Annotated in this window: 24 protein-coding genes and 2 pseudogenes; 16 read left to right on the forward strand and 10 right to left on the reverse strand. The window is 69.6% G+C overall.

What is annotated here, in order from left to right:
• A pseudogene (locus DFR74_RS37495) lies at positions 1-181 on the reverse strand (hypothetical protein); the annotation flags it as partial.
• Positions 182-459: 278 nt separating this feature from the next.
• Between DFR74_RS37495 and DFR74_RS32625 the strand changes: the two are divergent.
• From DFR74_RS32625 to DFR74_RS32635, 3 genes are all read left to right on the forward strand, one after another.
• Positions 460-1,713, forward strand: coding sequence for a PucR family transcriptional regulator (locus DFR74_RS32625; RefSeq protein ID WP_067512482.1), 1,254 nt, complete (start codon positions 460-462; stop codon positions 1,711-1,713).
• Positions 1,714-2,355: 642 nt separating this feature from the next.
• Positions 2,356-2,571 (forward strand): hypothetical protein, encoded by a 216-nt coding sequence (locus DFR74_RS32630; protein ID WP_067512484.1) that lies wholly within the window; start codon positions 2,356-2,358, stop codon positions 2,569-2,571.
• A gap of 5 nt (positions 2,572-2,576) precedes the next feature.
• Complete coding sequence (locus tag DFR74_RS32635) at positions 2,577-3,560, forward strand: hypothetical protein (protein WP_067512486.1); 984 nt, start codon at positions 2,577-2,579, stop codon at positions 3,558-3,560.
• A gap of 41 nt (positions 3,561-3,601) precedes the next feature.
• Here DFR74_RS32635 and DFR74_RS32640 read toward each other — a convergent pair whose 3' ends face one another.
• Positions 3,602-3,955 carry a type II toxin-antitoxin system PemK/MazF family toxin gene (locus DFR74_RS32640; protein ID WP_067512488.1) on the reverse strand — a complete coding sequence of 118 codons (354 nt, stop codon included), beginning with the start codon at positions 3,953-3,955 and terminating at the stop codon, positions 3,602-3,604.
• Positions 3,952-4,191, reverse strand: a complete 240-nt coding sequence (locus tag DFR74_RS32645; RefSeq protein WP_067512490.1) for a hypothetical protein — start codon at positions 4,189-4,191, stop codon at positions 3,952-3,954. Before DFR74_RS32645 ends, DFR74_RS32640 begins: the two co-directional genes overlap by 4 nt.
• Before the next feature lie 330 nt (positions 4,192-4,521).
• On the opposite strand from DFR74_RS32645, the gene DFR74_RS32650 reads away from it, so the two are divergent.
• Both DFR74_RS32650 and DFR74_RS32655 read left to right on the forward strand, forming a co-directional pair.
• The gene (locus DFR74_RS32650; protein WP_067512491.1) at positions 4,522-5,871 is read left to right on the forward strand and encodes a hemolysin family protein; all 1,350 of its coding nucleotides are present in this window, start codon (positions 4,522-4,524) and stop codon (positions 5,869-5,871) included.
• The gene (locus DFR74_RS32655; RefSeq protein ID WP_067512494.1) at positions 5,864-6,892 is read left to right on the forward strand and encodes a hemolysin family protein; all 1,029 of its coding nucleotides are present in this window, start codon (positions 5,864-5,866) and stop codon (positions 6,890-6,892) included. The genes DFR74_RS32650 and DFR74_RS32655 overlap by 8 nt, the downstream gene beginning before the upstream one ends.
• Before the next feature lie 219 nt (positions 6,893-7,111).
• Here the strand turns inward: DFR74_RS32655 and DFR74_RS32660 are convergent, their stop codons facing one another.
• Positions 7,112-7,723 (reverse strand): TetR/AcrR family transcriptional regulator, encoded by a 612-nt coding sequence (locus DFR74_RS32660; protein ID WP_067512495.1) that lies wholly within the window; start codon positions 7,721-7,723, stop codon positions 7,112-7,114.
• 98 nt (positions 7,724-7,821) lie between these two features.
• Here DFR74_RS32660 and DFR74_RS32665 point away from each other — a divergent pair, with 98 nt between their 5' ends.
• The 6 genes from DFR74_RS32665 (at position 7,822) to DFR74_RS32685 (ending at position 13,115) form a co-directional block, all read left to right on the forward strand.
• Positions 7,822-8,703 carry a metal-dependent hydrolase gene (locus DFR74_RS32665; RefSeq protein ID WP_067512497.1) on the forward strand — a complete coding sequence of 294 codons (882 nt, stop codon included), beginning with the start codon at positions 7,822-7,824 and terminating at the stop codon, positions 8,701-8,703.
• Complete coding sequence (locus DFR74_RS32670; RefSeq protein ID WP_067512499.1) at positions 8,700-9,731, forward strand: PDR/VanB family oxidoreductase; 1,032 nt, start codon at positions 8,700-8,702, stop codon at positions 9,729-9,731. Before DFR74_RS32665 ends, DFR74_RS32670 begins: the two co-directional genes overlap by 4 nt.
• A gap of 85 nt (positions 9,732-9,816) precedes the next feature.
• Positions 9,817-11,295, forward strand: coding sequence for a flavin-containing monooxygenase (locus tag DFR74_RS32675; RefSeq protein ID WP_067512501.1), 1,479 nt, complete (start codon positions 9,817-9,819; stop codon positions 11,293-11,295).
• On the forward strand, positions 11,292-12,212 hold the full coding sequence (locus tag DFR74_RS32680) for a short-chain dehydrogenase/reductase (protein WP_067512503.1): 921 nt from the start codon (positions 11,292-11,294) through the stop codon (positions 12,210-12,212). Before DFR74_RS32675 ends, DFR74_RS32680 begins: the two co-directional genes overlap by 4 nt.
• Positions 12,209-12,370 carry a hypothetical protein gene (locus tag DFR74_RS36395; RefSeq protein ID WP_157115864.1) on the forward strand — a complete coding sequence of 54 codons (162 nt, stop codon included), beginning with the start codon at positions 12,209-12,211 and terminating at the stop codon, positions 12,368-12,370. The genes DFR74_RS32680 and DFR74_RS36395 overlap by 4 nt, the downstream gene beginning before the upstream one ends.
• 112 nt (positions 12,371-12,482) lie before the next feature.
• Entirely contained in the window at positions 12,483-13,115 is a 633-nt protein-coding gene (locus DFR74_RS32685; protein ID WP_147266018.1) for a hypothetical protein, read from the forward strand.
• Between the two features lie 49 nt (positions 13,116-13,164).
• Here the strand turns inward: DFR74_RS32685 and DFR74_RS32690 are convergent, their stop codons facing one another.
• The gene (locus DFR74_RS32690; RefSeq protein WP_067512507.1) at positions 13,165-14,001 is read right to left on the reverse strand and encodes a class I SAM-dependent methyltransferase; all 837 of its coding nucleotides are present in this window, start codon (positions 13,999-14,001) and stop codon (positions 13,165-13,167) included.
• Between the two features lie 142 nt (positions 14,002-14,143).
• Between DFR74_RS32690 and DFR74_RS32695 the strand changes: the two genes are divergently transcribed.
• The gene (locus DFR74_RS32695; RefSeq protein WP_067512509.1) at positions 14,144-14,797 is read left to right on the forward strand and encodes a TetR family transcriptional regulator; all 654 of its coding nucleotides are present in this window, start codon (positions 14,144-14,146) and stop codon (positions 14,795-14,797) included.
• 156 nt (positions 14,798-14,953) lie between these two features.
• Positions 14,954-16,276, forward strand: coding sequence for a lipase family protein (locus tag DFR74_RS32700; protein ID WP_084538024.1), 1,323 nt, complete (start codon positions 14,954-14,956; stop codon positions 16,274-16,276).
• A 432-nt stretch (positions 16,277-16,708) separates the two neighbouring features.
• Here the strand turns inward: DFR74_RS32700 and DFR74_RS32705 are convergent, their stop codons facing one another.
• Positions 16,709-17,005, reverse strand: a complete 297-nt coding sequence (locus DFR74_RS32705) for a hypothetical protein (RefSeq protein ID WP_067512511.1) — start codon at positions 17,003-17,005, stop codon at positions 16,709-16,711.
• Positions 17,006-17,262: 257 nt separating this feature from the next.
• Between DFR74_RS32705 and DFR74_RS37500 the strand changes: the two genes are divergently transcribed.
• Both DFR74_RS37500 and DFR74_RS36830 read left to right on the forward strand, forming a co-directional pair.
• The gene (locus DFR74_RS37500; RefSeq protein ID WP_232331860.1) at positions 17,263-17,682 is read left to right on the forward strand and encodes a hypothetical protein; all 420 of its coding nucleotides are present in this window, start codon (positions 17,263-17,265) and stop codon (positions 17,680-17,682) included.
• A complete protein-coding gene (locus DFR74_RS36830; RefSeq protein ID WP_232331861.1) occupies positions 17,679-19,112 on the forward strand; it encodes a DUF6585 family protein in 1,434 nt (477 codons plus the stop codon). Before DFR74_RS37500 ends, DFR74_RS36830 begins: the two co-directional genes overlap by 4 nt.
• A 21-nt stretch (positions 19,113-19,133) precedes the next feature.
• Here the strand turns inward: DFR74_RS36830 and DFR74_RS32715 are convergent, their stop codons facing one another.
• Positions 19,134-19,610, reverse strand: coding sequence for an SRPBCC domain-containing protein (locus DFR74_RS32715; RefSeq protein ID WP_067512513.1), 477 nt, complete (start codon positions 19,608-19,610; stop codon positions 19,134-19,136).
• Entirely contained in the window at positions 19,600-19,944 is a 345-nt protein-coding gene (locus DFR74_RS32720) for an ArsR/SmtB family transcription factor (protein ID WP_067512515.1), read from the reverse strand. Before DFR74_RS32720 ends, DFR74_RS32715 begins: the two co-directional genes overlap by 11 nt.
• A gap of 1,103 nt (positions 19,945-21,047) precedes the next feature.
• On the opposite strand from DFR74_RS32720, the gene DFR74_RS38240 reads away from it, so the two are divergent.
• A complete protein-coding gene (locus DFR74_RS38240) occupies positions 21,048-21,368 on the forward strand; it encodes an IS3 family transposase (RefSeq protein WP_084538026.1) in 321 nt (106 codons plus the stop codon).
• Here DFR74_RS38240 and DFR74_RS37505 read toward each other — a convergent pair.
• Positions 21,256-21,825: pseudogene (locus DFR74_RS37505) on the reverse strand (Rv1733c family protein); the annotation flags it as partial. The gene DFR74_RS38240 and the pseudogene DFR74_RS37505 overlap by 113 nt on opposite strands.
• A gap of 737 nt (positions 21,826-22,562) precedes the next feature.
• On the reverse strand, positions 22,563-23,918 hold the full coding sequence (locus DFR74_RS32730; RefSeq protein ID WP_067512519.1) for a wax ester/triacylglycerol synthase family O-acyltransferase: 1,356 nt from the start codon (positions 23,916-23,918) through the stop codon (positions 22,563-22,565).
• Positions 23,919-23,960: the final 42 nt, after the last annotated feature.

Genomic DNA, 23,960 nt, shown 5'->3' on the forward strand with positions numbered 1-23,960 from the left:
CCAAGTCACCCACCGTTCCAGCCACCGACTCCTGCGCCATCCCCACCGCACGACCGAACGTCCGCAACGACGACACCACCGTGTCCGAGAAATTGTCGCGAACTACCCGCAACACTGGCGAGCCCGGCTTCTCGAACGGGGGAACCTCCGGCGTTTGCCCGGTGCCGCGGAAAGTTCCCACCAAAGCCTGCCGTCCTTCCCGCCCGCTGAAATCTGTGACCCGAGCCATAGTCGAGCCGGTGTCCGAATCTATGCGCTCACCGGAGGACTGTCACTGCACGTCGGCAAGAAGATCACCCCGGCCGATTAGTGCCCGAAGACTAACTCCCCGGTGCTACCGGATTGTGCACCACACGCGGGCGTCCCGTCCCCGATTTCGGGACACCGGCATCCTGCGTTACCGGCGCCGGGCGCGGCAGGCAATTTGCAGCAATCGGGGCGGGCGACCACAATGCCGCCATGTTCGATCCCCAGCACCACCTCACGATCGACGCACCGATCATCGGCCGCATCCTCCCCCGGCTTCCCGACCTCCTGGACGCCTTGTTCGAGGCGGGCCTGGCGGCGGTCCCCGGCACAGAAGCGTTGCCCCAGGGGCACTTTCACGACGAGCTCATGCCGACCATCGTGCAGATGACCGCAGCGGTCCTCCGATCGATCGAGGAGCAGCGCTCGCTCACCGCCGAGGAGTTCGACGACGTCGTCGGCGCCACGGTGCGGCAGCTCGCCGAAGACCGGATTCCGCTGAAGCTTCTGATCCGGTCGGTGTACGGCTGGTCGGTCCGGCTCTGGCAGGAGGCGCGGACGGCGGCCGAACCCGAGGATCTGCCCGACCTCTTCGCGTTCTCCGACCGCTTGCTGGAAATCGCCACGCTCCTCACCATGGCGATGGCCGAGGCGCACACGGAGGTGGAACGATCCATCTACGGCACCGAGCGCGAAGCCCGGCGCGCCCTGTGCGCGGCCCTGCTGAAGGGCGCCGACACCACCGAACTGGCGGCGCGCGCCGATATCACCGTGGCCGAGACCTACGACGTGCTCGCCCTGCGTATCGGCCGTTTCGACAAGACCGTTCCACTCGCCGTGAACGCCGTGACGCGCAAGCGAGTCCGGCTGGTGCAGCAGGCCCTGGACACCCTCGCCGGCACCACCGCGCTCAACACCTTCGACGGCAACAACGGGGTCGCGCTGCTGCCCGCCCTCGCGCCGTCGGCCCAGCACGCGCCGTATGCGAATCTCGCCGCCGATCTCGCCGCGAAAGTCGGCGCGGACGTCATCGTCATCGACGCGGGGACCGTGCCGTCCGCCGATCTCACCGCGGCCGCCGCCGAGGCCTCCGAGATCGGCGGGCTGGCCCAAGCTCTCTCGCGACCCACCGGTACCTACCTCCTCGACGACTTCATGCTCGAATACCAGCTGACGCGGCCCGGCCGGTCGCGGGATCGCTTGGCGCAGCGCATCATTCCGCTCGTCGCGCATCCGCATCTGATCGACGCGCTGGAAGCGCACATCAAGCACGGTTCCGACCGCAAGGCGGCCGCCGCCGAGGTGCATCTGCATCCGAACAGCTTCAGCTACCGGCTGCGCCGCATCGGTGAGCTCACCGGATTCGATCCGTCCGACCCCGGGGAATCGCGCCTGCTGGCGGCCGCGCTGACCGTCTACCGGCTCTATCCGCCTCAGACGGTGAGCGAGAACGACGCGCCTTCCTGAACTCCTCGTTTGTTTCGGGAGACAAATCTCGAGGGCCCGTTTCTCCCACCGATGCAGTGACACCGACCCAGACGGTTGTCGATACTGAGCCTCGACCACAGCACCGCGGCGTGCGGCCGCGCCGGTGACACGGCCGCCGCGCACTGCGCGTAGCCACGCGAAAAGCACTGGGCCACAAGCGGATCACCACACGCCGATGACGGCGTGCGGGCCACGCGGCGAGGTGACACCATACCGAGGAGCTGCCCGATGACGTCGCAGACCGCGCATTCGCCGCGCACGACGTCGCCGACGGCCTCCCGCGGCGGGCCCCACGCGCTCGGCGTTCACGCTTGGTGCGATCCGCTCGGAACGGCGGCAGTGCGCGCCAGCCGGGGGTGTCGCACCCGAGCCGCCCGCCGGCGCCGATCCGCACGGCTTCCAGCTCACCCCGATGTCGGGCGGCGAGATGCCCTGTCCCGACACGGAACTCACCGCCGACCGGCTCGCGGCGAGTTGCCTGCCATCACGGATGCCTGTACTCCACCCCGCGATCGTGCCGGAATCCGCCGAGATCGACCGCCTCCCACACCGAATCACTTGCCGGGCCACGAGCCCGCACCGCGTAACCGAGTTCAACCGACCATGAGGAGAACCCCTCGAATGAGTGATCCGAGAAGCGAGTTGCGGGCCGTGCTCGCCGAACCGCGCGAGATCATCGACCGCCTCAGCGATGAGGAGGCGACGACACTGCTCGCGTCGCTGCGGCGCGCGCAGACGCGGCAGCAGCAGAGCCTCGACAGCGCGATCAACAGCGCGCTCGAGGTGTTGCCGCGCCTGGTGCGCATCCCCGCGCGCAAGATCCTGTTCGGGAGGTAGGACCCATGACCGATCTGCGCACCCGCGGGCAGCTGCGCATCCTCGCCCAGACCCTCGACGTGGCCCCGGAGGAGCTGGCGAGCCTCGAGCGCCTCGGGGCCCAGGACCTGCGCGAACTGCGCGAACGCATCTCCGATCACCTCTTCGACGCGCACGCGGCCACCTTCGCCCGCGTCAGCAAACTCGCGCCGCTCGTGCCCAACGCGCTGGCCGCCAAGGTGGCGCTGAAGGCGATCCCGCCCGAGGTCGGCGGGCGCGCCGGCGGCGCCGTGGGACTGGACCACCCCGATCGCGCGGCGGGCCTGCTCGCCGAACTCACCGCCGAGTACATGGCCGACGCCGCGCCGTTCCTGGACCCCAGGGCCATCCCGGTGCTCGCGCCCCGGCTGCCCGCCGAGGTGCTGGTGCCCGGCGCGAACGAGCTGCTGCGTCGCAAGGAGTACACCACCGCGTCGCGTTTCGTGGAGTACGCCACCGACGAGCTGATCCGCGGTTTCGAGCGCGGCATCACCGACGACGTGGGCCTGCTGCACACCGCGGCGCTCACCCCGTCGACCGACCGGCTCAACGACATCGTCCGGGTGCTGCCCGAACAGCGCAGGCTCCGGATTGTCCGCGCCTCGCTCACCGGCTCCGACGACACCCTGGTCGCCGGCATCTCGGTGCTCTCCCGGCTGGAATCCCCCCTGGCCGAGGAGATCACCCGCGATTTCCTGTCCGATCTGGACGAGGCGGCCGTCGACCGCGTGCTGGCCGTCGCCGTGCGCGAGGGCGCGGTCGAGGAACTGCTCTCCGCCCTCTCGGCCGTCGACGACGCCCTGCTCCAGCCCCTCGCCGACGGCCTGTCCCGTGGCGGCGGCAACCTGGTCGGCGCGCTCCTCGACGGCGCGGAAAGCCCTGCGGCGCAACGAGTCCTGCGCGCGTTGGGCGACCGCCTGGACGACCCGACCCGCGAGCTGGTCGCCGAACGGACCGGCCCTGCCGAATGAGCGCAGCGGGTGGCGACCGATCGGCCGCCACCCGCCTCCGGCTAAGCCTCCATCACGGCGAAATCGCTGATCCACCGCCGAATGGCGCCCAGCGTCCGCGCATCGACCGTGCCGGCGATTCCGGCTATCCTGGCGGTGCTGATCGTCCGTGGCTGCTCGGTCATGGCGAAGGAAGCTTTCAACCCGACCGCCTCGCCGCGCAGCCGGACATGATGCGGCCACGCGCGATCGGTGGTGGTCACCGGGACCACGATCACCAGATCGCGCACCGCTCGCAGATAGTCGGTGGTGGAGATGATCACCGCCGGCCGACGCCCCCTCTGCTCACGACCTTTGGTCGGCGAGAGATCGGTCCAGACGACATCACCCGGCCGGAACCGCGACGCGGCGCTCACTCGGCGTCGTCCAGTCCGTCTTCGAGCGCTCCGTCCCACGCCGCGACTTCATCGGCGTACTCCGTATCCGCCGCCGCGTACGCGGCGGCGACGGCGGCGAATCGCATCCGGCGATCATGCTCGTCGAGCAGATTGGCGATGGTCTGCGAGACGGTCCGCCCCTCCGCTTGCGCCAGCGCGCTCACCCGCTCACGCACCGCCTGCTCCACCTTCATGGATGACATCGCGGAACTCATGGCACACCTCCTGGACTGGATACACCAAGGATACCCAAGAGTCATACCCACGTGGATACCCGAAGTGGTAGCTCCGGGCCGCGGCCAGTGGACGGCGGCCAAGTCGTCCGGCGGTTCACCCGCGCGCCGCGCCCCTCGCCCGGGCGCCGCTCGACATCACACCGAAAGAGGGCGTCGGTGCATGCCGATCGGTTCGATTTGTCCTACTCTCGGTGGCGTCGGCATCCGCTACAGAAGAGAGATCATGAAACGCGCCTCGCGCAAACACCGAAAACCCTGCCCGCCCCCGGATGATCCCCCTCCGCGATCTGCCCACCGGGTGATGTCGCGGTGACCGTGGTGAGCATCCTCCTCGGCATCGTGGTCGTGCTTCTCATCACGGCCCTGACCGGATACTTCGTCGCTCAAGAATTCGCCTATATGGCGGTGGACCGATCCCGGCTCAAAGCCAGAGCCGAAGCGGGCGACAGCGCCTCGGCGCGCGCCCTGACCGTCACTCGCCGCACCTCCTTCATGCTGTCCGGCGCCCAACTGGGCATCACCGTCACCGGCCTGCTCGTCGGCTACGTCGCCGAGCCGCTCATCGGCCGCGGATTCGGTGAGCTGCTCGGCGGGGTGGGCATCCCGACCGCCGTCGGCGTCGGGATCGGTGCGGTTCTGGCCATCGCCTTCTCCACCATCGTCCAGATGCTGTTCGGCGAGCTGTTCCCCAAGAACCTCGCCATCGCCAGGCCCGAACCGGTGGCCCGCTGGCTGGCCATGTCCACCACCGTCTACCTGCGCCTGTTCGGCTGGCTGATCTGGCTGTTCGACCAGTCCTCCAATGCGCTGCTACGCCTGCTGCGCATCGAGCCGGTCCACGACGTCGAGCACTCGGCCACGCCGCGTGACCTCGAGCACATCGTGGCCGCCTCGCGTGACGCGGGCGAGCTGCCGCCGGAGCTGTCCACCCTGCTGGACCGGATCCTGGACTTCCCGACCGTCACGGCCGAGCACGCCATGATCCCCCGCGCCCGCGTCGACACCGTGCACGTCGACGAGCCGGTGGCCGACGTACTGGTGCGCATGAGCACCGGGCATACCCGCTATCCGGTGGTCGGCGCCTCCAGCGACGACCTGCGCGGCGTGATCCACCTGCACGACCTGCTGGGTGGACCGGCCACGGGCACGGCGGGCGACCGCGCGCGGCCCGCGGTGCTGGTGCCGGAGTCGGTGCCGCTCACCCAGGTGGTCACCGAACTGGGCGCCGCCAAGGAGGAGATGGCCTTGGTGGTGGACGAGTACGGCGGGTTCGCCGGCGTCGTCACCATCGAGGACATCGCCGAGGAACTGGTCGGCGAGATCGACGACGAGCACGACACCGGCACCGAGTCCCCGATCGTGGAGGCCGGGGACGGCTGGCTCGTCGCGGGCGACCTGCACCTCGACGAGGTGGAGCGCCTGCTCGACCTGGCGCTGCCCGAGGGCGACTACGAGACCATCGCGGGCCTGGTCATCGCCGCGTCGGGCAGCCTGCCCGAGGTCGGCGAACGTGTCGAGATCCCGCTGCCGCCCAATGGCCACGAATTCCTCACCGACGAACCGCCGCCACGGCGCACGGTGATCGCGGAGGTCAGAGCGGTCGACAAGTACGTGCCGTCCTCGGTACTGCTGACCGTGCGGGAGGTCGACGATGAGTAATCCCGTCGTCATCGTCGTAGTCACGATCGGTTTGATCGCGTCCAGCGCGTTCTTCGTCGCGGTGGAGTTCGCCCTCATCGCCGCCCGCAAGCACCGGCTCGAGGACGCCGCGGCTACCAGCCGTTCGGCCCGGGCGGCATTGCGCAGTTCCACGGAGCTGTCCGTGCTGCTGGCCGGCTCGCAGCTGGGCATCACGGTGTGCACGCTAGCGCTCGGCGCGATCACGAAACCGGCGGTGCACCACTGGCTGACACCTCTGTTCGAGACGTGGGGCGCGCCGCTGTGGGCGGCCGATGTGGCCGGATTCGTGCTGGCGCTGATCATCGTGACGTTCCTGCACTTGGTGGTCGGCGAGATGGCACCGAAATCGTGGGCGATCGCGCATCCGGAGAAGTCGGCCACGCTGCTGGCGATCCCGATGCGGGCGTTCATGTGGTTCACCCGTCCGCTGCTGGTCGCGTTGAACCACGCGGCGAACTGGTGCCTGGTGAAGGTGGGCGTCACCCCGGTGAACGAGGTCGAGTCCGGTCAGGACCCGGCCGCGCTGCGCCACCTGGTGGAGCATTCCGCGACCGCGGGCACGCTCGACGAGCGTTACCACGGCAACCTCACCAGCGCGCTGGAATTGGAGCAGCTCACGGTGGGCGATATCGCGCGGGCCGACACCACGCCGAGCGCGGTCACCCCGAGCGCCACCGCCGAGGACATCCAGACGGCGTCGCGCACCACCGGCCACCTGCGCCTGCTGGTGCGTGACGGCGCGGCGATCCGCGGCTTCGTGCACGTGCGCGACAGCCTCACGGCCGCGCCGGGCACCACCGCCGTCGACCTGCTGCGTCCGGTGACCACCCTCACCGCGACGACGCCGGTCTACGAGGCGCTGCGCACCATGCGGGAGACCCGCAACCATCTCGCCGTCGTCACCACCGACGCGGGCGAGCTGGTCGGTCTGCTCACCATCACCGACGTCCTGCAGCGCCTGCTGCCGATGGCGTCGGATCAGGAGGCCGTCGGCGGCTGAGTGCCGCCGCGCGACAACCGCAAGCCGGCGCCCGGTTCCTCGCTCGAGGGGCCGGGCGCCGGCGCGTTGCCGGCTCGAATGCCGGGGCGGTCACCCGGCACACACGCCGACGCGTTCACCGGCACGCACACCGACGTGGTCGCCGGCTCGCACGCTGGGTGCGGGCACCCGGTCGATCGCGGAATCGCTTCGGTCCGCCCGCGTTCGACACGGCCGGTATCAGCGGCTGAGGATGGGCACCAGGTAGGTGCGGGCGAAGGAGTCGAGCCGTTCGGCGGAGTCCAGGTCGATCGCGCCCACGGGTTGCACGATGAGGGAATGCACTACGCGGCAAGCGATTTCGACACGATCGGTGAGATCGGGGTGGTCGGGGCACAGGCCGCGTTCGACCGCGCGACGCAGGATCGCGACGGTCGTGGTGACCGACATCAGGAAGGGCGGTCCGCCCTCGGTGGTCACCTGCCCGAGCAACCGTTCCGGCTCGAGGGCGAGCAGGCGCTCGATCAGCGGGTGCGTGCGCCAGCGCGTGATCACGGTGACGAACACGTCCGCGACGATGTCGTCGAGGGTTTCGTGCCGTTCGGGGATCTCGTCGAGTTCGGTGAGCAACCGCCGCACCTCGCGCGCGGTCACGGCGCGCACCACGTCATCGCGGGAACCGATGCGCCGGTAGACCGTCACGCGATCGACCCCGGCCCGGCGCGCGATGTCCTCGATCGTCGACTTCTTCACGCCCACCCGCTCGAACTGCGCCAGCGCCCCGTCGAGAATGCGCTCCTCGATGGTGTCGGCGGCGGACACATCGGGCGAGGTCTCGGCGGGGGAAGGCACGGCTCAACGGTAACAGTAGCCGAGGCTTCTGCAACAAACACGAATGATTTGTGGCTGCAACATTGCCATGAAATATGTTGCTTTGTTAGCGTAGATCCATGGCTGACGACAGCGCGACGAGGCGCTCCTATCAGGACGAAGCCCACGCCATCCACGCGCGTGACGTCCACTTCGACTTCTCCACGGTCCCCCTGCACTACATCCCCGGCGAGGTGCTCGCGACGCACGTCACCAACGTGATGCACCTGGTGCTGCCGGAGGGCGAACGTGCCATGGCGGCCTGTCTGGCCGAGGCGATGCCGCTCATCGAGGACGAGCGCCTGCGCGAGGAGGTGGCCGGGTTCATCGGCCAGGAATCCATGCACGCGAGCAGTCACGAGGGTGCGCGCGACCATCTCCAGTCGCTCGGCCTCGATGTCGCCTCGTTCGTGGCGAAGGTGGCCTGGCTGGCCGACAACGTGCTCGGCGATCACGGTCTCAGCGGCGCCGCCAAACGGGAGTGGCTGAAGGAACGGCTCGGGTTGTTCGCGGGCATGGAGCATTTCACCGCCGTGATCGGCGAGTGGCTGCTCGAAGCCGACGCACTGCCGCGCGCCGGGATGCACCCCACCATGCTCGACTTGGTGCGCTGGCACGGGGCCGAGGAGGTCGAGCACCGCAGCGTGGTGTTCGACGCCTACATGTACGTCGACGGGGGCTACGCGCGCCGCGCCCGCACCGGGCTGCTCGCGAGCGGACTTCTGTTGCCGCTCTTCGTGATATCGACGGCATACCTGTATCGCAAGGACCCGAGCCCGGCGAAGGGGAAGAACTGGCTGTACCAGTTCGCCAGCGCCACGGTGCGCGGGGTGATCCCGAGTTTCACCACGTTCTTCACCGAGATGCCGCGCTACCTGCGCCCGGGATTCCATCCGTCGCAACTGGGTTCGATGGACAACGCCCTGCGCTACCTCGCGCATTCACCGGCGGCGCGGGCATGACCGCGCCCGGCGCGGTGGCGACGCGGGGACTACGCGCCCTGAGTGCCGTCCTCGGCGTCTACAAGCGGGTGGTCACCACACCGGCGCTCTCCCGGCCGAATCCGGTGCGCCTGCACGGTTTCGACATCGACGTGGTGGTCGCCACCGTCTCCCCTGAGGCCGAGGATGTGGTGAGCCTGACGCTGGCGCGTCCCGGCGGCGCGGCGCTGCCGTCGTGGCGGCCGGGCTCGCACATCGACGTCTTCCTGAATTCCGGTCGGCAGCGCCAATATTCGCTGTGCGGCGACCCCCGCGATCGTCGCCGGTACCGAATCGCGGTGCGCCGCATAGCCGACGGTGGCGGCGGTTCCCTGGAGATGCACTCACTGCGACCGGGCGACCGGCTGCGCATCCGCGGGCCGCGCAATGCGTTCACCTACGTCGAGTCCGCGCCGTCGTATCTGTTCCTCGCGGCGGGCATCGGCATCACGCCGCTGTTGCCGATGGCGCGCGCGGCGGGAGAACGCGGCAGGCTCGTCTACTTGGGTCGCTCCCGCACGACCATGCCGTTTCTCGGGGAGCTGCCCGCGGGTGCGGTCGTGCGCCCCGACGACGAGTCCGGCCTCGCCGACATTCCCGCGCTCCTCGCCGACGCCGCACCGGGCGCGGCCATGTACGTCTGCGGTCCGCCGCCGGTGCTGGAGGCGGCGCAGCGTCACGCGTTCGCCCTGAACCCCACGGGTTCCCTGCACACGGAACGCTTCTCGGCGCTGCCGGTGGTCGACGGGCGCGCCTTCGACCTCACCCTGGCCCGCTCCGGCCACACGGTCCGGGTCGGCGCCGAGGAGACCGCGCTCGATGCGATCCGCCGCGTGCGGCCCGGTGTCGTCTATTCGTGCAGGCAGGGCTTCTGCGGCACCTGCAAGGCCGGCGTGCTGGCGGGTGCGGTAGACCATCGCGACCGCCTCCTGCCGGAGGACGAACGCACCGACCGCATGCTCACCTGCGTGTCCCGCGCCGCGGGCGACGCGCTCGTCCTCGACCTCTGATCCCATCCACACCTCCCGGAGGCAGGTCGATGACCGCAACATCCGACGGCGTCGTCGCCGTGCTGCACGAAAGGATCGGCCGACCATGACCGAACACCACCACATCGTCATCCTCGGGGCGGGATTCGGCGGCATCGGCCTGGCGATCAAGCTGCGCGAAGCCGGTTTCCGCGATCTGGTACTGCTGGAGCGCGCCGCCGACCTGGGCGGCACCTGGCAGGCGAACACCTATCCCGGGTGCGCCTGTGACGTGCCCTCGCACCTGTACAGCTATTCGTTCGCACCGAATCCGAACTGGTCGCGCACCTACGGCAAGCAGCCCGAGATCCTCGCCTATCTGCGCAGGGTGGCCACCGACCACGATGTGGTGCGTCACATCCGGCTGAACACCGAACTCCTGGAAGCGCGCTGGGACGAGGACGCGGCGGTGTGGCGCCTGCGCACGTCGCGGGGTGAACTCACCGCCGACTACTTCCTCTCGGCGGCCGGTGTGTTCACCGAGGCGAAGTACCCCGACCTGCCGGGGCTGGACTCGTTCGCGGGCAAGACATTCCACTCGCTGCACTGGGATCACGAACACGACCTCACCGGCGAGCGGGTCGCCGTGATCGGCACCGGTGCGTCGGCGGTGCAGTTCATCCCCGAGATCGCGCCGAAAGTGGCCGCGCTGACGGTGTTCCAGCGCTCGGCGCCCTGGATCGTGCCCCGGATGGATCGCGGCACACTGGACCTCGAACGGCTGCTGCTACGCCGTGTTCCCCTGGTGCGCAAGGCCATTCGCGGCACCTGGTACGTGCTCATCGAGGGTTTCGGCCTGGTCGGGTTCGTGGACAACCGTTTCCGCCATCCCTACGAACTCCTGGGCCGTGCCCAACTGCTCCGTCAGATCCGCGACACGCGTCTGCGTGAGAAGGTCACGCCGGACTACGTGATCGGTTGCAAGCGCGCCATTTTCGCCGACGCCTACTTCCCCGCATTGGAGCGCGACAACGTCGAGGTGGTGACCGACGGCATCGCCGAGGTCCTCCCCCACGCGATCCGCACCCGCGCGGGCGCCGAGATCCCCGTGGACACCCTGATCTTCGGCACCGGGTTCACCTCCACACCGACCGCCTACGAGCGCATCACCGGCCGCACGGGGCGCAGTGTCGCCGACCTGTACCGCGAAAGGCCGCAGACCTATCTCGGCACCGCGCTGAGCGGGTTCCCGAACTTCTTCTGCACGCTCGGCCCGTTCGGTGTCGCGGGGAACCAGTCCGCGATCTACATGATCGAATCGCAGATCGCCTACATCGTCGACGCATTGGTCACCCTCCGTGCCCGGGGCGTGCGGCGCGTCGAGCTGCGCCCCGCCGTGCAGAACGACTTCGTCGACGAAATGGCCAGGCGCAGTAGCGAAACCGTGTGGCTCACCGGTGGATGCCAGAGTTACTACACCACTGCCGACGGGCAGAACGCCGGACTGTATCCGAGTTGGAGTTTCGAGTATCGCCGGCGCACGAAACACTTCGACATCGGGTCCTACGACGTCGATATCGTCGCGGAACGGGTTGGTGTCCAGTGAAACTCGCGCTTCCGTTGACGCGCGGCGGGTTCGACGTCGCGGGCAAGACAGTCCTCATCACCGGCGCCGCGCAAGGTATCGGTTATGAGCTTGCCACCCTGCTACACGATCGCGGAGCCTCGGTCGCCGTGGTCGATATCGATGCAGTCGCCGCACGCCAGGTGGCCGAAGACCTCGGCAGGCGCGCCCATGCCGTCGAGGCCGATGTCGGCGATCGTGCCGCGATGGCCCGCGCCGTATCGCAGGTGATCGACCGGTTCGGCCGCTTGGACGTGGTCGTCGCCAACGCCGGTATCACCCCGGTTCCGGCGACCGTGCGGACCATGGACCCCGCCGATTTCGATCGCGTCCTGCGAATCAACCTCACCGGCGTGTTCAACACCGTGCACCCGGCGCTGAACCACATTGTCGAGCGGCGCGGGCACGTGGTGGTGGTGTCCTCGTGCGCGGCGTTCGCCCCCGGCATGGGCGGCTCGCCCTACATGATGAGCAAGGCCGCGGTCGAGCAGTTCGGCCGCGCGCTGCGGGTGGAACTGGCCGCGAGCGGCGCCAGCGCGGGCGTGGCGTATTTCGGCGTGGTCGACACCGCGATGACGCACGCCATGCTCGACGCCGACGACCTCGGCCGCCGCCTCGACGCCCTGCTGCCGTGGCCGCTGAACGTGCGGATCACCGCGACCGAAGCCGCCCGCGTCCTCGCCGACGGCATCGCCCGCCGCGCCCCGCGCACCATCGCACCCGCCGGCTGGCAGCCCTACGCCCTGTTGCGCGGCGCGATCAACGTCGCGCTCGACGCGAGCCTGGCCGCCGACGCGACGGTGCACGCCCTACTCCGCGAGATCGAGCGGCAACGCCTCGGCGCAGCGCCCCGCCTCTTCTCGATGCCACCGCTCGACTCCCAAAAGCCCACCCCGTGAACGCAACTCGTTACGCGACAGCGACCGCCGCTTTCTCGCACACCACCTCGATCGATCCGGACGCGGAGGCGAAGCGCGCCCGGTTCCTCGCCGGTCTCGACGCCGACTGGATCGCCACCGGGGCGCGGATGGTGCTCGCCACCTCGATCGCCTCATAGCCGCCCGGGGGAGTCTGCGAGTCCGCTCACAGAGCCGTACCGCCCCGCGCGCTACCGCCGATAGTGAAACGACGTTACGCAAGACGCCTCGGAGCTAGGAGACGAGAAACCTATGGCAGGTCGGCATCGTGTGATCAACCAGCGGGCGAGTGTGCTGCGCGGACTTCCGATCGCGGCGCTGCCGGTCGCCGCGAGCCTCGGGATCGGCGGGACCGCGCAGGCCTACACCGCGCCGCCCCCGGTGGTCGAGTCCGCGGCGGAGGTCTCCGCGCCCGATGTCCGGCCCGTCGCGGCGACCGAAGCGGACGCCGCGGCGTCCGCGTTCGTCCCCGCCGCTGCGGCGGCGAGCCCAACGGTTACGGCCGGCGAGGTGGCGTTCGCCGAGCCGGTCGAAACCACTGCGGCGCAGCAGATTTCCTCCGCCCCTGCCGCGCAGCCGATCTCGACCGCCCCGGTGGTCGCGCAGCCCATCGCCGACGCGAACCAGAACGGCCTGTTCCTCGGCTCGGTGATCGGCCAGGTCGCGGGCGGTGTCGGCGGCGCCCTGGTCGACGGGGCGGCCGGCGCCACCCTCTCGACCGCGCTCGCCCTGCCCACCGCGGGCACGGCGGTGCCGATCGGCACGATCGGCGGCGCGGTCGTCGGCGGCGTGATCGGCACCTACGTGGGCTACTACGCCGGTTCCTTCCTCGGCGCGGCGGTCGCCGAACAGGTCCCCCACCTCATCCCCAACGTCCTGCCCTGACCTCGGCCCGACGCGGTGCGCCGATCCCCTGCGGGCGACCGCGCGGCGCTCACACCGGGCGCCGCGCCACCACCGCGAAATTCAGCGGGATCCGGGGTGTGCCGGGCGGGAGTTCCCACCCGCGCTCACTCGGTACCAGATCGGGGAAGCCGGGCCAGTCCATGTAGGGCAGTTCGGCGACCGCCTCGATGCGCAGGCCCGCGCCCAGGAGCGCGCCGATGATCTCGCCGAGGTCGTGGCGCCATTCGTGGTTGGTGGTGCTGGCGATCTGCCCTTCGGAACCGGCCGTGTACGTGCCCGAGTCGTCGTAGGTGCGCACGCCGCCGCCGGCCAGGTAGTCGTCGGTGATGGTCCATGGCTCGAAGTCCATGGCGCCCAGGATCGGATGGTCGTCGCGGATGACGAACACTCCGCCCGGTTCGAGCAGGTCGCGGATCGAGCGGGCCCAGTTCGCCAGCTCGGGCAACCATACGATCGTGCCCGCACTGGTGACGATCACGTCGAAGCGGCGGTCGATCAGCGCGGAGGCGAACCGGGCGTCGCCCTCCACCCAGGTGAGGGCGCGCCCGTCGGCCTCGGCGATGCGCGCCGCGTGGCGCAACGAGTTCGGCGAGAGGTCCAGGCCGTGCACGTCCACCGCGCCGAGCCGCGCCCAGGACACCGTGTCGGTGCCGATGTGGCATTGCAGGTGCAGCAGCGACCGTCCCTCGATGCCCGAGGCGGGCAGGTGCGGGGCCAGCACCGACAGATCGTTGCGCACCACCACGGAGATGTCCGTGGGGTCGGCGAGAAACCCCTCCACGTCGTACATTTCGGAGCGCGCGTGCACGTCGGCGCGATCGTCCCAGTTCGCCCGGTTCGTGGCGATGGCGTCGGTGTCCCGCATGACAGGTCCCTTCCGGAGTCGGCTTCCGGCGGGATACTTCCGTACCGAAACATCTCACGCGAGCGATTTTCCGGGCAGCGCGCGCCGACCACACCCGCGACCGGTCCGCGACACCTTCCACCGGCCCGGATACGATGCCCGGGTGCCCAGAACGCCCGACGGCGGTGCCGAGGACCGGATCATCGGCGTCGTGCTGGACCTGCTCGAGACCGACGGCTACGACGCGGTGCAACTGCGCGAGGTCGCCCGCCGCGCCCAGGTCTCGCTCACGACGGTCTACCGGACGTTCCCGACGCGCGAGGACCTGATCCTGGCGGCGGTCGAACACTGGATGGCCGCCAACGCCTACGGCGACATCCCCTCCCCGCCCCCTGGCGAATCGCTGCGCGACGGGCTCGTGCGGATGGTGCGCTACATCTTCGTGCCGTGGGACCGGAATCCGCGCATGTGCGCGGCCTACGTCCGGGCCAGGTCCGGTCGCAACGGCGAGCGCCTCGACCGTCAGGGTGTCGAGGCCATCCTGCCCACCGCGAGCGAACTGTTCGCCGGTGTCGACCCCGACTACGCCGCCGATATCGCCTTCGCCCTGTCGAATCTCACCTACGGCCTCCTCAATCGCATCGCCGACGGGTCGCTGGAGGTCGGCGAGATCCTGCCCGCGCTCGAGCGGTTCATCGACCGCCTGACCGGCGACAACGTCCCCTACACCCACCGGTCCGGCGGCCCGGACGCCCAGACGTTCACCATCGGCGAAGCGCTGCTCGGCCCGTACGTCCCCCGGTCGAACCGGGACTGACGCCGCCTGGTCGGCCCCTCCCGGTACCCCGTTCTCCGCGAGTAGTAACTATGTTACCGTTCCGTCGACCCACCGAGCGGTGGGTCATACCTTCTGTGGAACGTGATCCATGACATCCGGGCGACGGCGCCCGGACCGTCGACGAAAGTTGAACTGATGCAACAGCATTGGCGTCCCCGGTCGCGCACGCGACTGCGGGCGGCGGCCGCGGCTCTCGCCGCGGTGTGCGCCGCGGGCCTCACCCTGATCGGCACGAACGCACCGGCCGCCGCCGACCCGGTCGGTCCGTTCTACACGCCGCCCGCCCAGATCCCGGCCGAGCGCGGCGCGATCATCAAGACCGAGCCGATGCCGCTGCTGGCCACCCCGCCCTCGGCCGACGGGTGGCCGCGCCAGGCGCAACGCGTCATGTACACGACGCGACTCCAGGACGGTTCGCCGGTCGCGGTCACCGGAACGTTCATCGACGCCGGCGGACCGTGGCAGGGCGCGGGCCCGCGCCCGACGGTGATCGTGGGGCCCGGCACGTCCGGCCAGGCCGACCGGTGCGCGATGTCGGTGGCGTTCTCCACCGGGATGGCGCTGTTCACCGAGCCACCGGGCCTGTCGGCGAACCAGGAGCTGCCCTCGTCGGCCGCGTGGCACGCGCTGGGGGCGCGAGTGTTCGTGACCGACTACATCGGCCTCGGCACGCCCGGCATCCACACCTTCGCCAATCGCATCGAGGGCGCCCACGCCATCCTGGACGGCGCCCGCGCCGCCCACCGGCTGGCCGGCGTCGGCCCCGAGACGCCCGTGGTGTTCTGGGGCTATTCGCAGGGCGGCGGCGCGGCGGCCGCGGCGGCGGAGATGCAGCCGAGCGACGCGCCGGAACTGAATCTCAAGGGCACCTGGGCCGGGGGGCCGGTCGCGGACCTGGCGGCCATCCTGGACACCATCGACGGCGCGCTCATCGGCGGCGCGATCGGGTTCACGATCAACGGCATGCTCGCCCGCTACCCCGACCTGCAGCGCGCGGTCGACCGCGTCACGAGCCCGTCCGGGCGCGCGATGCTGAACACCCTCAGCGAATCCTGCGTCGGCGACCTGATTCTGAAATACCCGTTCCTGCATACGAGTTCGCTCACCCTGGACGGCCGCAGCCTCTCCGAGCACCTGCACGCCATCCCCGAGGCGGCGCCCGCGCTCGCCGAACTCCGCGTCGGCACACTGAAACCCACCACGCCGGTGCTCGTCACCAGCGGAATCAACGACGACACCGTGCCCTACGGCCAGGCTCGCCGCCTCGCCGAGCAGTGGTGCGACAAGGGCGCGACGGTCACGTTCCGCACCAACCACCTGCCCCCGATCCTGCCCGGCACCACGATCCCCAACCACTTCGGCCCCGACCTCATCGACGGCTACGGCCCGGACAACGCCATCATGTACCTGCTGGACCGGCTGGCGGACAAACCGATCTCGGAGTGCACCTTCGACTGATTCGTACCGAATGACCCGGCGCGAGACCGCTTCCCCGGACAGCGCTCTGACACGCTCACCGCGCCGGGCGACGGTGTCGATCAGGAACGCGCCGATGGCGGTCGAGCCGGTCGGCGGGTGCGCGTGCGGCTCGATCGCGCACCGAAACACGCTGCGCACCAATTGATCACGTGCCTGACGCCCGGGACCCATGGACGCACCAGCGCGTCACCGGAGATGGCACGGCACTCTCTCCCGGCTCAAACACGCTGCACACCAACTGATCACGCGCCCGGCACCCGGGACCGATGGACGCACCGGCGTCACCGGCGAGGATCCGGCTACCCCTGCGGACTGCTCCTACCATCCGGTGTGGCCGAGCAGGGCCGCGCACCGTCCATCGGTCCGAGGCGTTTCAGGCCGCGCCCAGCCGTTCGATTCGATTGTCGCGGTTCAGGATTCGGGCGGCAGTATCGGCGGCGCGAAGACGTCCTCGAGCGGGGTAGGTCCGGTGTAGCGGCGGCAGTTGCAGCGCACCCATTCGCGCAGCCCGTGCGGGGCCCGGCGGGAGATCTCGGCGTGACAGGTGCCGGTGGCGCGGTCGTGCAGCGCCAGGTCGTGGCCGCAGCCGCAGCGCGCGGGGAGTGACCGCCGCGCCGCGCGCGTGTGCCGCCGGTGGCCGAAGCGGCCGACGACCCAGCCGAGGCCGAGCAGACCGGCGCCCACCGCGAGACTGAGGGGATCGAACACTCTTGCAGTGTAGGTAGCCGAGGCGACCGCTCGCATGTTTCGTCACCGAACGCTTATTTTCATCACGCATGCCGGACCGCGAGAACTGTCGAAAACAACCAATCTCCACCCTGATCGACAAGACGGAGCTCGCCCGGTTGACATCAAGCGCACTTCAAGAGCCAAGCGGTGATCCGAGGTAAGGCATACCTTACCTCGCCGGCCAGTGCGCCCCGCTCGACAGGCGACCGCACGCCACAGGAGGAACGCAGCAGACCATGGGCACCTCGACCACGGCACCCGCCTCCCCGCCCGGCGACGACCAGCCCTCCGGACTCGCGAACACGGGCGCCCTCGCGCGGCTGCTCGCCACCGTCCGGCCGCGCTTGATCGCCTGCGGCATCCTCTCGGCCCTCTCCGCCGCCGCGGGCATCGTGCCCTATATCGCCGTCGCCGAGATCGCCCGCGTCATGCTCGACAACCCCACCGACGCCGCGGCGACCGTGTGGACGTGGGTCGGCGTCGGCTCCGCGGGCGCGGCGCTGTGGTTGCTGCTGTTCGTGCAGTCCTCGCGCCTGGGTCACTTCGCCGACGCCGCGATCCTGCACGACCTGCGGGCGCGGATCGTGCGCCACCTCGGCGCCCTGCCGCTCTGGTGGTTCCGCGCACAGGGGTCGGGCCGGTCAAACGCGCGATGACCGGCGATCTGGAGGAGATGCACGAGGTCATCGCGCACTCCCTCGGGCAGCTCACCGGGGCGGTCACCGTCATGGTGGTCGGGGCGGGCTATCTGATGGTCGTCGACCTCCGCATGGCGCTCGTCGCTCTGAGTGTGCTGGCACTGATGGGCCCGTTCTATCGAATCTCCATGCGCTCCATGACAACCCATATGAAGACAACCCATATGAACCGGCTGATCGCCGCCGAGGGCGGGATCAGCGCGGCGAGCGTCGAGTACGCCGACGGCATCCAGGTGGTGAAGGCGTTCGGCACCGGCGGCCGCGTCCTGCGCCGCTTCGACTACGCGGTGGAGGCTCGAAAACGAGTTGTTCGCTGGAACGTCGCGGCCCTACAATCGCGCGTACTCGGCTCGACGGGAGGGAGCCCGCTCATGGCACCGTGGAAATCCAGGCGCCGCCTCAGATTCTCCGTGATGCTCACGTTTCTCGGTGGACTGATCTTCGCCGCGATCCTGATCGCGATCGGCCTGCCCGGCGACCGCGAGGTCCTGGTGTGGGGCGGCAACGAAGTGTCGTCCACCGACGAGTGCATCGAGATCGGCGGCGCCGGTCGCCGTGACTCGTGCGGTGACATCGCCGACACCGAGGTGCGCTACCAGGAGCCCAACGGCTGGCTGATGGCCTTCGGCGGACTCGTGGGCGCCGCGACGCTCGGCACCACCGGGTCGCTGATGCGCAAGGGCCGCAGGTACTACACGATCGACGGCGACGGCGCGGAGTCCCGCGCGGAGCTCGAGCCGGTGGCCCTGCTCCACGGGCTCGGCGAGTTCCGTGCGGCGTTCTTCGCCTCGCGGGGCGCGCTCGTCAACGATCGCGAACTGCTGATCGGCCAGTTCGAATCCGGTCTCGTGCGCTACGACATCGACCAGCGCCCCGGGGGTTACCGATGGGACGAGATCGAATCGGTGCGCACCCGCATCACGACGCAGTTCGAGGAACGCAAGTACAAGGGCACCGAGTTCGAGCACGTCCTCACCTTGGCCGACGGAGCCGTGATGCGCACGCAGGGCACTTACCGTGACCCGCAATGGGATTCGAACGCCGACGCGTCGAACCCCGTGTACCGCTTCGCGGTGCTGATCCAGGCCGTCAACGAGGTCGTGTCGGCCGTGCGGCTCCCCGCGGCGCGCGAGGAGCTGGCCAAGGGCGGATCGCTCGACTTCGACGACATCGTCGTCACGACACAGCATTTGCGCTACCAGGGCAGCGCGACACCGTGGGCGGTGGTGGGCGCGGCCGATATCAAGAACGGGCAGCTCACCTTCCCGCACATCGATCGCCGGTCCCCGGTGGTCCGGAACAAGAGCGTCGGCAAGATCCCGAATCTGCCGCTACTGCTGATGCTCAGCGACGAACTGCGCCAGTCGGGATCGCGCAGAACGGCCTGACGAACCGCGCGGGCGAATGCGTCACGCGCGCACCGGGTTTTCCACGAGTTCGGCCAGCTGACCGGTGACGGTCCCCCACCCGTACTCGAAGCCCAGTTCTTCGTGGCGCGCCCGCGCGGCCGGGTCACCGTGGCGGACGAGCACGCGGTAGTCGGTGCCGCCCGGATGGTCGGCCAGGGTGATCTCGGCGGTCATCGGCACCGGAGCGCCCTGGGCGGGGCGCCGATCCCCGTCGAGGGCGTTGGTGAACACCAGCCGCTCTTCCGGCTCGACCAGCAGAAAGCAGGCGTCCAGGTGCGGGACGAACGTCTCGCCGTCCTCGCTCATCCTGGTCACGAACGCACCAGCCGGGCGCACCTCGAGGCGGTCGACGCGGCACCGGGTCGGCGCGGGCAGCCACCACTGCGCCAGGCTCGCCGGATCGGTCCAGGCCCGCCAGACACTGGCCCGCGAGGCGCGGATGACGCGGTGCAGGGTGAGGTCGAGGTCAGGATTCATCGCTGTTCTCCTTCGGGTCGGTGAGGAACTGCTCGAGGCGATCGGTTCTGGCCTCCCACAGCCGCCGCTGATCGGCCAGCCAGTCGTCGACCAGCGCGAACCGCTCGCGCTCGAGTTCGCACACCCGCACCCGGCCGGTCTTCACCGTGCGGATCAGCCCGCTGGTCTCCAGCACGCGGATGTGCTTCATGAACGACGGCAACGTGATCGGCACCGCCTCGGCCAGTTCGCCCACGCTGGCCGGCCCCGCGCCGAGGCGGTGCACCACCGCCCGGCGCGAAGGATCCGCCAGGGCCGCGAACACCCCGTCCAGCGCTTCCGAATACTTAGCCATGTGGCTAAGTATTCCGAAGCGGGCGTCGCGGCGCAAGCCCGGCGCGCACAGATCCGGTTCTGCTCGCCCTACGCTGTTCATCACCGGAGAACTCGCGCACTCCCGCGAATTCACCGAGGACGCCTACTGTGCCGCCGTGACCACAAGGAGATGATCGTCGTACCCGCCGCGGGCCACTTCGACCTGTGCGACCGCGTCGACCTCACCGACGTCTGAACCCGGCGCCGCACCGGACCGCCGCGAGCACCCGACGAAAGGAAAGGCCCATGGTCGGCAACGACAGGGCACGCGACCACAACCGCACGGGGACCCTCACCCTCGCCCTGGTCATCCTGATCATCGCCCTCACCACCTACCTCGACTCACTCGCCTGCTGACCCGCATTCCCAGCCCGGGCGTACCGAATAGATCGCGAGCGCGGTCACCCAAGCCGTGATCCCTGGCCCCGCACCGAGTCGCCGCACTGGGGTCGAAACGCCGCAGGTCGAGAACGTAGTGGAAGCCGATCCCCCTCGGCGCCCGCTGTCCCATGTGTTCCGGCGTCGAGGGACTCGTCGGTCGCCCATCCGGTCGCGCCGCGAAGACGCTTCGAGATCGGCTGTCGTGGAGATCATTTCATCCACCGCCCAGTCCCAGGGCGGATGCACGGCGGCAGCATCCGCCTGACCCACGCCATCGATGTCGCGCCGGGCGCTGAATGTGGGTGCGGCACGCTCGGATCATCGCCGGGCGATGATCGCTGAGCCCGCCCCGTCCGGCATCACGAGGCGTTGCGGAACGGGATCCGCCAGGCCGATGCCGACGCCGGCGAACGCGAAGACCCGGCCGACCACCGACATGCTCGCCGAGAACCGCGCGTTGGAGCAACGGGTCGCACAGTTGGCGGGGCAACGAGATATTACGTTCTGCGAGTGCGTATTTCACCTCGGAGCACGGCCTGATCCGGCGGTGATCATGCGGTTCGCTCAACTGAGCAGTCAACACCCGGTCGAGTTACCGCTACGGGTCCTGGGCATCGCGTCCTCGACCTCTACGAGTGGCGCGAACGCGCGCAGCAGCCATCACAGCGCCGGGTCGAGGACGAGACGCTGCCGGCCGAGAGTATGGATATCCACATCGGTTCCAGCGGCACCTACGAGTCACCGAGAGTGCATGCGATGGTGCGGCGCAGAGGAATTCGCGTCGGCCGCACACGAGTGGAGCGGTTGATGCGGTCCTGGCGTCCACAGGGAGCCGCGGCCCGCCGACACTCAGACCTCCGCGCGCCGGCGCTCAGGAAGACTCCTTGCCCGTCGTGTGGTCGAACCGTTCCCACTCGCTCGCCCACGCCGCGTGGCGGCGCCGGTCCAGCAACTGCCGGGCGCCCCACGCGATCACCAGCGCACCGCCCACTGTTGCGCTCAGCGTCACAACGCCGGCACTGATCCCGGCCGACACCGCGGTACCGGGTCCGGCCGGCGCGGGCACCGGCTGCCCGTCGCCGGAAAGCCAGACCACCAGGCTGTCACCAGCCGAAGCGGACGCAGAGGTGTCGACGACGGCGGTGCCGCCGTGGCCTGCCTCGGACCACCCGACACGTGCGGTGTACCGCTCGACGGCGTAGCCACGTGGCCCGATCGTCACCGAGCGCGCCGGGGTCTCCCACACCGTCGCGGTGACCGATGTCAAGCGTGCTCTCTCGTCCCGAAGCCGTTCTTCCGCAGCGGAATAGGACGCCGTCCCGACCGCACCTGCCAAAGGTATCGCCGCCAGCACCACGGCCACGAGCAGGACCCACAGCGCAGACTCCCCTCGATCCGACGGCCGCATCAGCGGATTTCGGCTCCACGGTCGCCGATTCCACCGGCACGCCATCGACGGATACCACCCCGGCACCGCCATCACCTGCTTCGCCCGTGACCGCGCGGGGTGATCAGCCGGTCACCTGTATTCGCGTTCAAGATGACTGCTCCTCACTGGATTCGACATGTCACGTGTCCATCGTCCGGAGACGCCACCGAATCGAAGTAGGGCCGTTGGTCCTGCCGAGACCGGACCGTTGGTCTTCTGGCACTGCCCGATGGGGACCAGGACGGTCCAACGTCCTGCTACGAGGGGACGAAGTGCCGTATCGACGGACTTTCCCCGCGCCAAGAATCAGAACCAGGAAATTCCCACCGAGAAGGAGTCGTCATGAGCTGGACAGTCACCGCGGTGCTCATCGCCGCGATTTTCGCGGCCATGGTCATCGTCACCACCTATCTCTCCACCAAGAAACCCTGATCTCGCGGCGAGAGCGACAGGCTTCACGGACCGAATCGAGACCGCGGTGAACCCGATCGAGTCACGAGCGATTCCTCCCGCCGCACCTTCCGTGGTCGCAGCGAGGCCGGCCGGGGCGGTGAGTGCGCACGGGCGGTCGTCGAGGCCGCCCGTTGGCCGAGCGATGGGCCGAGTGGTCCCGCACGTTCCCGATGTGCGGATAACCCGGGGGTCCACCGGTACGGTCCCGCCCACCATCTCCTCCAATGGTCTCGGACCGCTCGGCTGGTGGTGGGCAGCCGGGGCATTCCGGGGGCTTCTACTCGGTTCGACAACACTACCCTTGCCAAACATGCCCGCTGAGCCGTGATGGTCGTTCATCCTCGCTGATCGGGGAGGCGACCCGCGGCCGAGGCCAGCAGCTCGGAGATGCCGCTCTCGATGCCCTCCGCGAGCACGTCGATGTCGGGGGTCGTGTCGTAGTCACCGGTGATCCCGAAGACGAGCCGATCCTCGTAGCTCAGGATCGCGATCGTGGTACGCAGTCGCATCGCGATCGGGATGCACGGCAGGATCTCCAGTACCGGACACCGATTCACGGTCAGCCGCCGGTTCGGGCCGGGCACGTTGGTCGCCAGGGCCGTGACGCTGCGCTGCGGGAAACGCCCCGCCAGCCGGAAGGCCAGCGCGACGACCGCGTAGGGCAGCGACTCGGCCACCACCAGCATCGACCGTTCGGCGTCGGCCTCCCCCCTGGCGCGGTGATGCGCGACCCGGGCGTGGACCGCGGCGAGCCGCGCGACCGGATCGGATTCCTCGACGGGCAGGTGCGGAATGATGGCAGACACGCGATTGTCCAGCACGTGGTCGGCGGTACTCTCGCGGACCGAGACCGGGATCAGGATGCGCACCCGCCGCGCGGCCGGGTCTTCGCCGCGCCGGATGAGCAGCGTGCGGTAGGCCGAGGTGATCGCGGCCAGTGCCACATCGTTGACCGAGGCCGAGTACGCGGTCCCGACCTCGCGCACCTCGGTCAGCGACGCCCGCGCGACGACGTACCGTCGTTGCCGCCCGATCGGGCCGTTCAACGAGGACGACCCGCTCGGCGCGACAGCGGCGAACACCACCGGCACGAGGCTGCGCGCGGTCGAGATCGCCCACCGCGGCGCCGCCACGGGCAGGCGTGCCACCCTGACCGTCAGATCGAACCACCTGGCGGCCGGCCCCCGGGACTTCGGCGATGCCTCCGCCGCGGGCTCGTCGTCCACCGGATCACACAGCCGCTCGAACAGGGTCATCCCCGAGATCCCGTCGACCATGGCGTGATGGGCTTGCACGATCAGCGCCCAGCGATCACCCGCCAGGTGCTCGACGACGACGCACCGCCACAGCGGGTGGTCGCGGTCCAGGCGTTCGGCCAGCTCCGTGGCGATCACCTCACGCAATGCCGATTCGTCGTTCGGCTCGGGCAGAGCGGTCCAGCGAACATGATGGGCCAGGTCGAAATGGGGGTCGGCCTCCCACACCGGCGCCGCCACGTCCCACCGCGACCCCCGCACCCGCTCGCGAAGGCGCCCGACGCGGTCGAGGCACGCTGTCAGCCAGTCGGTGAACTCCGACCGCGTCGGCGCCGGTCCCGCCATGACGGCCACGGCGCCGATCCCCAGGCTGATGTGCCGGTCGGCGTCCTCCAACTCCAGGAATCCTCCGTCCAGGGGATGCAACTCGCTCATCGGTCGACCTCGCGGTAGGTGAACATGCCGTTCGCCACGGCG

It is taken from the genome of Nocardia puris, from assembly GCF_003315035.1.
Taxonomy (GTDB): domain Bacteria; phylum Actinomycetota; class Actinomycetes; order Mycobacteriales; family Mycobacteriaceae; genus Nocardia; species Nocardia puris.